Origin of the sequence: Temperatibacter marinus, assembly GCF_031598375.1 — a bacterium.
GTDB classification, from domain to species: Bacteria; Pseudomonadota; Alphaproteobacteria; order Sphingomonadales; family Kordiimonadaceae; genus Temperatibacter; species Temperatibacter marinus.
Genome location: NZ_CP123872.1, coordinates 391,022 through 404,870, shown reverse-complemented (window position 1 = coordinate 404,870; position 13,849 = coordinate 391,022). Strand labels below are relative to the sequence as shown.

General features: G+C 44.5%; 12 protein-coding genes. 7 read left to right on the top strand and 5 right to left on the bottom strand.

Annotated features, from left to right (window positions below):
• From QGN29_RS01885 to QGN29_RS01875, 3 genes are read right to left on the bottom strand one after another with little or no spacing between them, the layout of a single operon-like run.
• Positions 1-240 carry a DUF2842 domain-containing protein gene (locus tag QGN29_RS01885; protein ID WP_310798964.1) on the bottom strand — a complete coding sequence of 80 codons (240 nt, stop codon included), beginning with the start codon at positions 238-240 and terminating at the stop codon, positions 1-3.
• Positions 241-255: 15 nt separating this feature from the next.
• Positions 256-393: a hypothetical protein gene (locus QGN29_RS01880; protein ID WP_310798963.1), complete on the bottom strand. Its 138-nt coding sequence runs from the start codon at positions 391-393 to the stop codon at positions 256-258.
• A 1-nt stretch (position 394) separates the two neighbouring features.
• Positions 395-829 carry an NUDIX hydrolase gene (locus tag QGN29_RS01875; protein WP_310798962.1) on the bottom strand — a complete coding sequence of 145 codons (435 nt, stop codon included), beginning with the start codon at positions 827-829 and terminating at the stop codon, positions 395-397.
• A 60-nt stretch (positions 830-889) separates the two neighbouring features.
• Between QGN29_RS01875 and QGN29_RS01870 the strand changes: the two genes are divergently transcribed.
• The 4 genes from QGN29_RS01870 (at position 890) to QGN29_RS01855 (ending at position 5,220) form a co-directional block, all read left to right on the top strand.
• Positions 890-1,585: an SOS response-associated peptidase gene (locus tag QGN29_RS01870; RefSeq protein ID WP_310798961.1), complete on the top strand. Its 696-nt coding sequence runs from the start codon at positions 890-892 to the stop codon at positions 1,583-1,585.
• A 134-nt stretch (positions 1,586-1,719) separates the two neighbouring features.
• Positions 1,720-2,373 (top strand): protein-L-isoaspartate O-methyltransferase family protein, encoded by a 654-nt coding sequence (locus QGN29_RS01865; RefSeq protein WP_310798960.1) that lies wholly within the window; start codon positions 1,720-1,722, stop codon positions 2,371-2,373.
• A 74-nt stretch (positions 2,374-2,447) separates the two neighbouring features.
• The gene (locus QGN29_RS01860) at positions 2,448-4,679 is read left to right on the top strand and encodes a TonB-dependent receptor (protein WP_310798959.1); all 2,232 of its coding nucleotides are present in this window, start codon (positions 2,448-2,450) and stop codon (positions 4,677-4,679) included.
• A 46-nt stretch (positions 4,680-4,725) separates the two neighbouring features.
• Complete coding sequence (locus QGN29_RS01855; protein WP_310798958.1) at positions 4,726-5,220, top strand: glycine zipper domain-containing protein; 495 nt, start codon at positions 4,726-4,728, stop codon at positions 5,218-5,220.
• Positions 5,221-5,257: 37 nt separating this feature from the next.
• Here the strand turns inward: QGN29_RS01855 and QGN29_RS01850 are convergent, their stop codons facing one another.
• Positions 5,258-6,436 (bottom strand): acyl-CoA dehydrogenase, encoded by a 1,179-nt coding sequence (locus QGN29_RS01850; RefSeq protein WP_310798957.1) that lies wholly within the window; start codon positions 6,434-6,436, stop codon positions 5,258-5,260.
• A gap of 523 nt (positions 6,437-6,959) precedes the next feature.
• Here QGN29_RS01850 and QGN29_RS01845 point away from each other — a divergent pair.
• Complete coding sequence (locus QGN29_RS01845) at positions 6,960-8,426, top strand: MFS transporter (protein ID WP_310798956.1); 1,467 nt, start codon at positions 6,960-6,962, stop codon at positions 8,424-8,426.
• Between the two features lie 36 nt (positions 8,427-8,462).
• On the opposite strand, the gene QGN29_RS01840 is transcribed toward QGN29_RS01845, so the two are convergent.
• Positions 8,463-9,476: a LacI family DNA-binding transcriptional regulator gene (locus QGN29_RS01840; RefSeq protein ID WP_310798955.1), complete on the bottom strand. Its 1,014-nt coding sequence runs from the start codon at positions 9,474-9,476 to the stop codon at positions 8,463-8,465.
• A 228-nt stretch (positions 9,477-9,704) separates the two neighbouring features.
• Here QGN29_RS01840 and glk point away from each other — a divergent pair, with 228 nt between their 5' ends.
• Together glk and QGN29_RS01830 are read left to right on the top strand one after the other, a co-directional pair.
• On the top strand, positions 9,705-10,664 hold the full coding sequence (glk, locus tag QGN29_RS01835) for a glucokinase (protein ID WP_310798954.1): 960 nt from the start codon (positions 9,705-9,707) through the stop codon (positions 10,662-10,664).
• A 412-nt stretch (positions 10,665-11,076) separates the two neighbouring features.
• On the top strand, positions 11,077-13,824 hold the full coding sequence (locus tag QGN29_RS01830) for a TonB-dependent receptor (protein ID WP_310798953.1): 2,748 nt from the start codon (positions 11,077-11,079) through the stop codon (positions 13,822-13,824).
• Positions 13,825-13,849: the final 25 nt, after the last annotated feature.

Here is a 13,849-nt window from a genome sequence, read left to right as displayed (position 1 = left end):
CTAGTTGGGCGTCCTGCCTTTTCCAAGCCATTTAAACAGGTAACGTGCAGGGAAGAGCCATAGAATGCCTGCAAAGAGATAATAGGCCATTTGCACCCATAGCCAGACCTTCCTTTCTTCAAGCCAGTCACCAATAGCTGCCGCGCCGAAAGCATAGAGCATTAGACCAAAAATAAGAATGAAGACCCCGATCAAATTTCGGAAACTAGGCCGTGCATCTGTTTGGTATGGATCTTCCATAAGGGCTACTCTTTTCTAACCGTTTAGACCGAAGTGCTCAGCGATCTGATAGATGATTTTCACTGCAGAATAAACAATTGTCGAAAAAAGTACGGCAATGCCAATCACTTTTAAGTGGCCCTTCACAGTCATTTTTTGAGGCACTTCTGTCATTTCATAATCCGACTTTTTCCGCAGCGAGTGATATGATACGTTTTGTTTCTTCCCACTTAACACGCTCTAGTGCCTCAGGCAATGGAACAAATTCTGCATTGACAGCGTCATCCCCTGGTATGGGCCGGCTATCATCTTCAGCAAAGGCATAAAAATCTATCAAGGTGTAATGACGTGTCACCTGATGATTTATATCTCGTTCGATGAGGTCGAGAGCATCCAAAAGTGTCAGGTCTTTTAGTGAGATATTAGTTTCTTCCTTGATTTCACGCCTCGCGCTGTCTTGAACTGTCTCCCCCCATTCTTGGCGCCCGCCAGGGATAGACCAAGACCCTTTGTTCGGTTCTTTTCCCCGTTGAATTAAAAGGACATCCTTATCTCGAAAGACCACAACACCCACTGCAGCTGTTGGTCTACGTTCAGTTGAATTAGTCATTCCAATTGTGCTCCTTAGCTCTTATACATAGAGTATATCTTGAAAAGAGGAAGAAAGAATATGTGTGGTCGATTTAGCTTAACGGCGACGGAAGAAGAAATCGCTGAAGCTTTTGGCGTATACGCACATTCTGCAATTCCTGAGCGCTATAATGTCGCCCCGACCCAGCCAATTTTGTCTGTACGTAGTACGCCTAGAGGCAAGAGAGAATTAGCAGCTCTTGAATGGGGGCTTGTGCCTGAATGGTCTAAGGAGGGCCGCAAAGACCGGCCACTGATTAATGCAAGGGTCGAGACCGTAGAAGAAAAAGCCTCCTTTAAAAGTCCCTTACGTCGAACACGCTGTCTTGTGCCATTTAATGGGTGGTATGAATGGAAAACTGTTAAGGGGCGCAAACAACCCTATTATATAACACCGCGAAACGGTGCTGTTCATGCCTTTGCGGGGCTTTGGGCAGTATGGCATGGTCAAGAGGGTGAGCACTGGCTAGAAACAACAGCCTTTATTACGGCAGAAGCCCAAGGCCCTCTCAAAGCAGTCCACCATCGTAAACCTCTTGTTGTTTCGCCTGAGAGTTATCAGCGTTGGCTTAAGCCAGAGGACCCGCTGCCGAGAAATTTTTGGGACTCTCTTACATTCTTGCCGGAAACGGACTTTGACATGCGGCCCGTCAGTAGTCGGGTCAATTCTGCGCGCTTTGACGATTCAAGTTGTATTGATCCACCAGAAGAAGAAATGCAAGGCAGTCTTTTTTGAAAATTCTCTTTAGGCCTTACTCATTTTAGCAAAATAGATAAAAATCGCTGACTTCGTGAGGTATATTTAATTTTTCCGTCTTGGAATTAAGCTGTTTCCTTCATGATGGGCTTATAAAAAGAGGATGAGACTTTATGATTGAGGGGTTTGACCCATATAAAAGTATGCGCCAGTTGATGGTTGAAAAGCAGCTGCGGGAACGCGGAATTAGTCGCCTGGAAATTCTTGATGTGATGGGGAAAGTACAGCGGCATTTATTTGTCCCTCCAGAAGATGCCTCTGAAGCCTATTCTGATGTTGCCATCCCTATTGGGTGTGACCAAACTCTTTCACGGCCCTATATTGTTGCCTTAATGGCTGATGTTTTATCCTTATCGCCATTAGATCGTGTGTTGGAAATTGGATGTGGGAGTGGCTATGCTGCTACTGTCTTATCCTATCTCTGTCATGATGTTCTTTCCATAGAGCTTGAGACGACACTGGCTGATCTGTCCCGTGAGACCCTTGAAGCTAATTTCCCATCTCAGTCTATAGAGGTCATAACGGGGAATGCTCTGTCTATGACAAGCCTCGGTTTGTTTGATGCTATCAGTGTTACCGCTTCCTGTCCTCAGCTGCCAAATCACCTATTACAATTTCTAAAACCTGGCGGCCGAATGGTGATCCCAATCGGTGACACATCCTCTTCACAGCTTCTTACTCTCATTCATAAATTAAATGACGGCACGATCGTTACGCGTGATCTATGTCGAGTGAATTTTGTACCCTTAAAGCCGATTGCCGCTTGAATCCTTGAATGAATATGTTATATCATATCATTATTAGCTTAATGGTAGCATATTAACATGCAGGACTCAGTGAAATGAATAGCAAAAAATACAATAAAAACATACTTTTAGGATCGACAGCGGGATTCCTTTTAGCGGGGAATGTTGCGCAAGCATCTGAAAGTGAACTCTTAGACTTTGACGGCAAGGACCTTGAAGAAATCGTTGTTTCTAGTGTCTATAAGAATCGAAAAATCGGTGAAACTGTAGGCAATATAACGATTTTATCACGGGACGAACTCACACGATCGATTGATTCGTCACTGGGCGAAACACTGAGACACCTTCCTGGCGTGACCTCAACATTCTATGGTCCGGGATCTTCTCGGCCGATTATTCGCGGACTTGGTGGTAATCGGGTGATGATGCTTGATAGTGGTATGGGCGCAATGGATGCATCGTCGACAAGCCCAGATCACGGTGTAGCGATTGATCCAGCGACAGCTGAGCGAATTGAAATAATCCGCGGCACTTCAATCCTTGCTTATGGAAGTTCTGCGGCGGGAGGCCTTGTGAATGTTTTTGATGGCCGTATTCCAATGCGTGCTGCTGAAGGCCTAAGCGGCTCAGCGACACTTGGATATCGATCAAATTCACGGGGTGTTGAAGGGTCCGCGCGCCTGACTGGTAATTTATGGGAATCAGGTGATGAGGCTCTTGTTTTTTACGTAGACGCCAGTGCAAGTGATTTAGGGAATTTCAGAATTCCTGGATATGCCGAATCTGAAATTCTACATGACGCAGAAGGCCATGATGACCACGACGATGACCACGACGATGATCACGACGATGATCACGATGATGACCATGATGAAGATCGCGGCGAAGAGATGTTTGGTAAGGTTGATAATTCTTCTCTCACTAAAAAAGCAGGCTCTTTTGGCCTTTCCTATGTGACGTATAAAGGATTTATTGGGTTCAATGTTAAGCTTCTGAATACGAATTACGGCTTGCCAATTGGCCACGAACATCACGAAGAGGATCACGGCGATGATCACGGGGATGATCACGGGGATGATCACGATGATGATCACGTGGATGACCACGACGAGCACGGTGAAGAAGACATCAGGATCGACCTTGATCAAATTCGTTTTGATATGATGGGCTCTCTAAGTCTAGACTCCTCTTGGCTTACCGCTTTAGATTTCCGCTTTGCCTACGCTGACTACGAGCATATTGAACTTGAAGGCGATGAAATTGGGACTGTCTTCACTAATGAAGCAATGAAGTTCCGCCTCTCAACAACCGAAAAATTTAGTGACACAATCACTGGGTCTTCAGGTCTCAGCTATAGAACCAGAGATTTCGAAGCTATTGGCGCAGAAGCCTTTATTCCAGCTGTTGAAGCAAATCAGCTCGGTTTGTTTACCGTAAAGGAATACTCTAGGGGTGATTGGCGCTTTGACATCGGTGCGCGGTATGAGCATTCAACATATAATATCTCTAATTCTGTGACGGATACACGCTTTGCAGCCTTTGCAAACAATGACCTTTCCTTCGATGCTTTTTCGATCTCGGCAACAGCAGGCTATGATGTTACTGAAGGACTTTTCACTGGGCTTACTCTCCACCGTACTGAGCGTGCCCCGTCTTTAGAAGAGCTCTTTTCAAATGGTCCTCACCTTGCAACGAATAGTTTTGAGCTTGGCAATCCAAACTTTGATAAAGAGCAAGCAACAGGCGGTGAATTTACGCTTCGTTTTGATGATGAAGCTGTCTACACCCAGTTTAATGCTTTTTATACATATTATGATGGGTTCATCTATGAAAACCCTCTAGACCGCGAAGTTGATGAACTTCCATTGTTTGCCTATTTCCAACGTGATGTAACAATGAAAGGCATGGAATGGGAGGTCGGATACGATCTTGGCGAAATCAACGGCTTTGATATTCACCTTCATGGTCAAGTCGATTATGTGCGATTCAAACGTGAAGCATCAGTAGACAATAAGAATTTGCCTAAAATTCCGCCGCTCTCTGGGTCTATTGGATTGGAAGCCAAGTCCGATGTTTGGTCATTCCGAGTTGAAGCAGATATGGCTGGCGACCAAAATAAAGTGGCTGAAGATGAATTACGCACTGAAGGCTATACACTAGTGAATGCTTTCGTGAGCTACCGTCCATTTGAGGATAGGGATATTTCGCTTAATCTAAAAGCGATGAACCTATTTGATGAAGAGGCGAGACAGCATACAAGCGTTCTTAAAGATGTCTTACCTCAGCCTGGCCGTGACATTCGCCTCAGCCTGTCAGTAGCATTTTAGAAGGCTGACCATAAAGTCGCCATAGTCCTATCATAAAGGTAGGACTATGGATAAGAACCCAAAACATCATAAACTTATTATTGTGACTGCTTTTTCAGCCCTTTTGCTGAGCATTTTTTCAGCAGTCGCTTCAGCACAAGATCGTGCCTACCATCCCACTTTAGGCCCTGGATTTGATCACTATCCCCACTTTGGGAAAAGTTATTATTATGGTGATTTAGAAAAGCTGCAGCATATGCAGGCTGAGCGAAGCCGTCTTTATGGAAAACATAAAGGAAAGGTTTGGGGAACATTATTAGGTGCAGCTGCAGGTATGATTGTCGCAGGTGACGGAGATGACGTTAAGGGAGCTGTCATTGGCGGCATAGCAGGTGGAATGACGGGATATCTTCTGGTAGATCAAGTCGATGATCATTCTAGTATTCTTCTTTTGAAAGCTCAGCCCTCTCGCTCTTTTTCAATGGAGCGCGCAAATCTCCTACCTCAAGCCAAAGTAGATCAATGGGTGCTTGAGTATCAGAAAAAGAAAAAGCAGGATTAGAGATCTAATCCTGCCTGGTTCACTTTATGTTTAGCGACTAGAAAAAGGCCTGAAGGCCAGTTTGAGCGCGTCCCAAGATGAGCGCATGAATGTCATGTGTGCCCTCATAGGTGTTGACAGTTTCTAAGTTCATGAGATGGCGGATCACATGAAATTCATCAGCTATGCCATTTCCACCGTGCATGTCTCTACTTACTCTTGCTATATCCAAGGCCTTGCCACAATTATTTCGTTTCATAAGCGAAATGATAGGAGGTTCACACTTTCCGTCATCCATCATTCTCCCGGCCCTAAGTGCCCCTTGTAGGCCTAAGGCGATTTCAGTCTGCATATCGGCTAGTTTTTTTTGCACCAGTTGAGTTTGTGCTAATGGGCGGCCAAACTGTTTCCGCTCGAGTGTATAACTTCGGCCTGCATGCCAGCAAAATTCTGCTGCACCCATGGCGCCCCATGCGATGCCATAGCGCGCTTTATTGAGGCACCCAAAGGGTCCAGATAAGCCTCGTGCATTTGGGAGCATATTTTCCTCTGGTACAAAAACATTATCCATGACCAATTCTCCAGTAATAGAGGCACGAAGCGACATTTTACCTTCAATTTTGGGAGTAGAAAACCCTTCCATACCGCGTTCAAGAATGAACCCTCGGATCACATCGTCCAGCTTAGCCCAGACCACTGCGATATCTGCCACAGGAGAATTAGTGATCCACATCTTTGCTCCTGTAACGCGGTATCCGCCCTCAACTTTTTCGGCCCGCGTAATCATTGATCCAGGATCTGAACCATAATCAGGCTCAGTTAATCCAAAACATCCAATCAGCTCAGCTGTTGCAAGTTTAGGCAAATATTTTTGCCGTTGTTCTTCGCTACCAAAGGCAAAAATTGGATGCATCACAAGAGAGCTCTGAACACTCATCATGGAGCGATACCCACTGTCCACTCTTTCTACTTCGCGGGCGATAAGGCCATAAGCAACATGATTGACGCCGGCACAGCCATATTCTTCTGGAATAGTGCATCCAAGGAACCCTTGTGCACCCATCTCTGTCATAACGGACTTATCGAATTCTTCATGACGATTCGCCATGAGAATGCGGGGCATTAATTTATCTTGTGAATAATCAGCGGCACTTTTGGCAATTAATCGTTCTTCTTCAGTTAATTGCTCATGTAATAAGAAAGGATCATCCCAATGGAAACCCGTATCTGAAGTCATTTCTCTCTCCCGTAAGGCATCTGCCTGAAACTCACCCTTGGGCTCAATGTACTTATTTTACGGCAGAATAAAAGAGCTTTTCTCATAAAGTTAGTATAGCGCTCTCTGCGGTTCAGTTCGGTGGCTCAGAAGAGGTAAGAATTCTTCGGGTAAAAAGGAGTGCAAAAAAATACAAATAAAATTATGAATTTAATTATTGACAGCGCTGTCATTTGTGGTATCTTTATCCTTAGATGAACAGGGTTATTTCTGTTCTCTCTTCCTTTGGTTCGGTATTGAGCTGTATCATGCTGGCGCATATACCTCCTGCCAGATTCTTATTAATGGGATGGGACCCCCGTTTTTAAGACAGCTTTAATACCGAACACATAAGGAAATTGAAATTATATTTCATTTCCCCTTTTTTCCCTAATCGCTGCATTGCTTACCTGTTCTGAGCAAATGTTGACGGTTTAATTTTCTCTGCTATGACTTGTGGTAAGAGAAGAGGATGCTTGTTCATCTGTATGGGAGTGTAGGAAAAATGCTGAAAATTCAAAAAAACCTTAAGACACCATTCTATATGCTGCTGAGTTTGCCTGCGACAGCAATGGGTTTTGCCTTGTCTGTTCAGATAGCAGCATTGAGCTGGATTATGAGTGCTAAATATGGCCTTGAGGTGCATGAAGTCGGCCTCGTATGGGCTGGAGGGCCTATTGCGGGTATCTTAGGGCAGGTTATTATCGGCGTTATTAGTGATAAAGTCTGGTTTTGGGGTGGTCGTCGTAGACCCTTCATGCTCATCGGCGGCGTTCTAGCAACATTAATGCTTTTCGCTCTGCCTAATCTCGATGTCATCACTGATAAATTAGGTATCGAAGGTATCTTGGGGGTTGCCATCGTGACTACATTATTTTTGGATTTATCGATTAATGTTAGTTTCAATCCCACTCGGTCGATTATTGCAGATGTGACTCCAGACGGGCCAGAGCGAACGCGAGGATATACTTGGATGCAGACTGTCTCGGGCACCTTTGGGGTGATGGCCTATGCAATAGGGGCTTATTTCGGGAAAGAGTTTCTCATTTATTTTGGAGTTGTTCTTGTTCTCGTCTGTTCTCTCCTTCCGCCTTTCTTTATCCAAGAACCTGAGGTGATTAGTCTTGAGGAGGAAGAAAACAATCTGAAACAGACCTTCTCTGTTACGCAGATTATGCTTGCCATTAGACCGCTGTGGTCCTTGCTTGCATATAATGTCTATATACTTGGTGATAAATTGATCAATGGCATTCATGTATCTGAGGCGCCAAATCACTATTGGCCGGAAATAATCTTTGGTCTGGCAACAGTCTATTTAATGGCAGATACATTGCTTAAAAAAGAGCCTGTAGACCAAGTTGATAAACCATCTCTTTTAGGTTTTAAGAAGGTTCTTGCAGCACATTCCTTTAGTTGGATTGGCGTGCAAACCATGTTTGTTTATATGTTTGCCTATTTAGATTTTAAATTTCCAACGCTTTCTGATGACAGTGTCGGGCAGGTGATTGATATTGCCTTTTTGGTCCTAAGTGCAGTCTCTGCTTTATTACCGGCCATTCTGCTTGAGCCTCTTTCTCAGAAATTTGGCCGCGTACGTGTACATACAGCTTGTCTCTTTGTCATGACACTTGGATATGCTGGCATATGGGGTTTGGCAGATTCTGTCTATGCCATTTACTTCTTTATGGCCATCTGTGGGGTTGGTTGGGCAGCAATTATTAGTTTGCCTTTCGCTATTATGTCTCAGCGTGTTGACGGAACTTTAATGGGTACCTTTATGGGATTATTTAACCTTGCAGTAGTCTTGCCGCAGTTGCTATCTTCTTTAGCAATCGGTGTGTTGATCTCTAGTGTTGCTGATAAAAACATTATTTTTGCCATCGCAACACTTTCGCTAGGTTTGTCTACCATCGCGTGGACGCAGGTAAAGCCTCTTGGTTCGTCGACGGCCCCTTCAGGCAAAACCCAGTAAAGAGCCCCGTTACTTGATGAGAAAAGAGTTGGTGGCTTACGCGGGCAAAGTGCCACTGCTTTTTCTAAATTCCATATTGAATGGGATTTCTAGTGTTCGTTCCCCTTCACGGTTATTGACAGCATGAAGAAGGATTTCGCAGGCTAGGCGCCCCATGGAGCGGACGGGTTGATGAACAGTGGTCATCGGGGGCCAGATTTGCCGCGATATTGGTGTGTCATCAAATCCAACCACTGAGATGTCTTTGGGGATGTGATAGCCTTTTTCTGATAATTTTTGCATGACGCCTGAAGCCATCTCGTCATTGGCAGAGAAAATAGCGGTTGGCATTGGATCTAAGTTTAGATAATTCTCGGCTGCTCTGATCCCAGAGTCAAAGGTGAACATGCCTTCTTCAATAAGATCTGACTCTATGGGAAGGTTCGATTTTTTCATTGCATCGACAAAACCATTATATCTTAGTTTGCCAGCGCCATGAGCAGGGTCACCTTTGATGAAGGCAATTTTCTTATGGCCAAGATCGATGAGGTGATCAGTCATTTCAGCTGCAGCACGGCGATCATCAATAAGGACAGCTAATTTGTCACCGCGATCTGGCGGTGCCACAGAAACATAAGGAATGTTTTTCTCTGTAAGGAGGCTTTTGAAAATAACATCATCACAGACCGGAGGAGTTAAGATGAGACCATCTACTCGCGAGTGAGCCATAAAGTCTAAGACTTGTTCAAGCAAAGGCACTTCCCCTTCACATGTGACAGGTTTTAAAACCATGCCATAACCCTGTGCTTCACAAGTTTCTAGAATACCAGTTTGGATGTTTGCCATATAGCTTGGGCCAGGGTTGTCATACAGCAACGCAATAAGATAGGTTTTGTTGCCGGCCAAGCCTCTTGCGGATTGGTTTGGCTTGTAGTTTAATTCATCAGCAGCCTTAAGGACTTTCTCGCGTGTTGTTGCGCGCACGTTCGGTTCTTTATTCATCACCCGTGAGACTGTTTTGATGGAAACCCCAGCTAAGTTAGCAACATCATCAATGATAGCTTTTGTCATATAAACATGGGCCTTTGATCTTATTTTGTTTTTTCGGCGAAGCTTGCCTCATTCTTATGGACCACTTTAGAGGATAAGAGGGGCGGTCGTCAATATAATTGACAGCGCTGTCAATTATATATAGAAGAAGGGCACTTCTGTGTTAAATATAGTGCAGACTTCTAGATTGGCCCCTGAATCAGTCAATCAAAGTTAAAGAGTTTACGCGCGAATTTAAAGGCTTTAACCGTGACTAGTCAAAAATCAGTAATCGTAGGGGATATCGGCGGCACCAATGGTCGCTTGGCTTTGGCAACTTTTAATCAGGGTTCGCCCATGCCTGTTATCGGTGAGATGCATACGTATCTTAGTGCTGACTTTGCGGGGCTGTCGCCAATGATTGGGGCTTTCATCGAAGAGGCAGGTTTGCCAAAAGGCTTGTCAGCAAAAATCGCGATTGCAGGACCAACTTGCGGCCAAACGGGGCATCTAACAAATCTGGATTGGCATGAGGATGCCTCTCAAATCAAATCAACTCTCTCTTTGTCGGAGATGGGTTTTTTGAATGACTTTGGTGCATTGGCCTACGCAGCCGGTTACCTAACAGAGCCTCACACCATGTCTATAAAAGGCGGGACACCTGTTGAAGGGGCGCCCATCAGCGTCATGGGTCCAGGGACAGGCTTTGGAGTAGCGCAGCTATTGAAGGTAGATGGAAAGTTCCACGTTATTTCTACTGAAGGAGGGCATGTTTCATATGCTCCTGTGACGAAGTTGGAAGAGGACCTTTGCCAATATTTACGCAGAGAAGACGAGCATGTCTCTGTAGAAACGTTAATGAGTGGTGCGGGGCTTCAGCGTATTCATCGCTTTCTTGTTGATTATGCCGGTAGCGGCAATGCTGAATTACGCCCTGCAGAAATTAGTGCGGCAGCTATCGATGGTTCGGAGCCTTCTTGTCAAAGGGCGGTTCAGGTCTTTCTCTCAATTTTAGGAAGTATCGCTGGGGATATGGTGCTTGCCCATGGCGGGCGGGGCGGTGTGTTTTTTGGGGGTGGTATTTTGCCAAAGATTGTCGCTTTATTAGATAAGAGTGACTTGGCCAGCCGGTTTGTCTCAAAGGGACCTATGCGAGGATATCTGGAGGATGTGCCTGTAAATTTAATTGTTTCCCCAAATGCAGCCTTGATCGGGGCGGCCGTCGCATAACACATTTTCTCTTTTTGGATTTCATCAAGCTGGGCCTCTGCCCGGCTTTTTTTGTGGCGGGGTTTATTTTGACCCATTGTTCGACCACTTTTGATTCGCTAATTTGATGTTAAATATTCCATAAAATGCAAATTTGCAAACATTTGCATAAATAATTTCAAAGAATGTTCGGGCTAGGTACGCGATTTCCTTGCATAGAATTTATTCAACAAAGCCCTGTATATCAACATTTATGACTAATTTATTGTGACTTATATGTGACAGTTCTACGGTGATATTGTAAGATGTATTTGACAAGTTTACATAAAATTGCAATATTCGAAGAGCGTTAAGAGTGGGAGGGTGCCTTTTTGATTGAAAAAAGGGCTTTCTCCCTTTGTTTTTATCATAATCCATAAGGGAGGGAAACCAAATGGATCTTGAATTGAATCGGTATCGTGCAAGATTGTTGACAAGTGCTGCAACAACACTCGCACTTCTTGTATCACCTGCGACGACTGTGGCGCAGGATACAGATGAAGAAAATCTAGAAGAAATTACAGTTACAGGTATTCGGGCGTCTATTCGCAATTCTGTAGCGAAGAAAAGAAATAGCTCCTCAATTGTCGAAGCTATTTCAGCAGAAGATATTGGTAAATTGCCAGATGCGTCTATCGGTGAATCTCTTGCTCGGTTGCCTGGTCTGGCGGCTCAGCGTTTTGATGGACGTGCCAATAAAATTTCTATTCGCGGCCTTGCTCCAGACTTTACAACAACAACGTTGAATGGACGTGAGCTTGTGTCTTCGGATAATAACCGTGGTGTTGAGTATGATCAATTCCCTTCTGAATTGATAACTGGCGCGACTGTTTATAAAACACCTGATGCTACCCTGACATCTCAGGCTATTGGCGGTACAGTCGATATGCAGACTGTTCGTCCACTGGCTTATGATGAGCCACAATTTGTCGTGGGTCTTCGCGGTGAACTGAGTGATAAAGGCGCCTTAAATTCTGGGACGTCAAGCAAAGGGTATAGAGGCAATATCGCTTATATTGGTCAGAATGAAGACGGAACAGTCGGATATGCTCTTGGCTATTCACGCATGGTTCAGCCTATTCAAGAACAATATATTCACTACTGGGGATATTCAGAGCAAACAGATGCCGATGGTGATTCTGGATTGTTCCTTGATGGTGCCAAGCCTTATGTAAAGTCTAACGAACTTACCCGTGATGGACTTCTGGGTGTTGTAGAAGTTAAAGCCACAGACGATGTGCGGTTCCGCTTAGACGTGATGTACTCAAAGTTTGACGACGAGCAAACACTTCGTGGTCAAGAAATTGCTGGCTATACAAAAGATAGCATCGACATTATTTCAGTAGAAGACGGTGTTGTGACTGAAGGCATCATGCAAGGCCTGCATACAATGGCCCGTAATGACTTTTCTGATCGTAAAGTTGAAACGTTCGCTGCAGGCTTTAACGTCGAATATGATGCATCCGATGATTTGAGTTTCGAATTAGATGTGAGTTATTCTGAGGCAAAACGGAATTTCGCCGCTTATGAGACTTATGCTTCAAATGGCCGAGGTCAGTCTGGACCTGGCAGTGACGTTGGATATGCCATGACTGGCGAAAATGGTGCAGTATTCTCTTCTAACCTTGATTTTGCAGATCCTAATGTATGGGGTCTAGGTGATAATCTTGGTTGGGGTGGTCCTCTTTGTACAGAGGCACTAGGCTGGCAGTGTGATAGTCAAGATGGCTTCAGAAACCAGGAAACATCGAAAGATGATATGGCTGCGATTAAATTGGCAGCAGTTCAACAGCTTGATGGTCCGATTAATTCTATTGAATATGGAATTCGCTACAGTGATCGCAGCAAAGAGCACACACGTGATGGCTTTTTCCTTACATTGAATGATTATCCAAATGTCGTTTCTGTGCCTTCAGAGTATCTTTTAGAACCAACATCTCTAGGCTTCATGGGTTTAGGGGATAGCTTTAGCTATGATGCACGTGCGTTGGTAGACAGTGGTGTTTACTTCTTCTCTCCTGAGAATGAAATTAACGCATTGACCAACGATTGGTCTGTGAATGAAAAAGTGTTCAATGCTTATGTGATGGCAAATGTTGATGCCACTTTAGGCGATACGCCTGTGACTGGTAATGTTGGGTTACATGTTGTTCATACAGATCAATCTTCTACAGGTACTCAAGTTGAGCCAACAGGTCCAAATTTAATCACAGAAGGCGATAAATACTGGAAAGTTCTTCCAAGCATGAACTTGTCTTTTGAAGTGAGTGAAGCAGGAAAAGTGCGCCTTGGTGTGGCACGAGTAATGGCTCGTGCTCGCATGGATCAGATGAATGCGACACGCAGTATTAACTATTTTGGTGGTAACGCTGATAATAATACGGGTGATCTTAGAAATTCTCCTTGGAGCGGCGGTGGGGGTAACCCATATCTTCGTCCATGGATGAGCTGGCAGTTCGACCTTGGCTATGAGCATTACTTTGATGAAGGTGGTTATGTTGCCTTGGCCGGTTTCTATAAAAAGCTAGATAACTTTCACTATAATCAAAGTACTGAGTATGACTTCAGTCCCTTCCTAGATCAAATCGATACAACACTTGATGGTGCCCCGTGGACTAATCTTGGGTTGATCTCTCAGCCTGAAAATGGGGGAAGCGGTAAGATTTATGGTCTTGAGGCCTCTCTGTCATTGCCATTCTCTACCTTTAGTGAAAACCTGAAAGACTTTGGTTTCATAGGCAGTGCTTCTCTGACCAAATCAAATGTGAAGGAAACACCTGATTCTGTTGAAACACGTTTGCCGGGCTTGTCTGAAAAAGTTGTGAACGGCACTGTTTATTATGAGAATGACACAGGTTTCTCAGCGCGCCTGAGTGCTCGCTATCGTTCGAGTTTCCTTGCAGAGGCTTTTGCAATTGGCCTGAGCCGTGAAGAGATAGAGGCTGTTGGAGAAATGATCGTTGATGCGCAGGTTTCCTATGACTTGTCTACTCAAGGTTTTGAAGGCGTAACCCTTTATCTTCAGGGATCTAACCTAACCAACGAGCCATTCAAGCAGATCATTAATGGTAACGATAATCTACCGAAGAACTTCCACACATATGGTCGTAACTTCATGTTAGGTTTTACCTATAAAATGTAATCATGAGATGGTTACATCTTGCTAT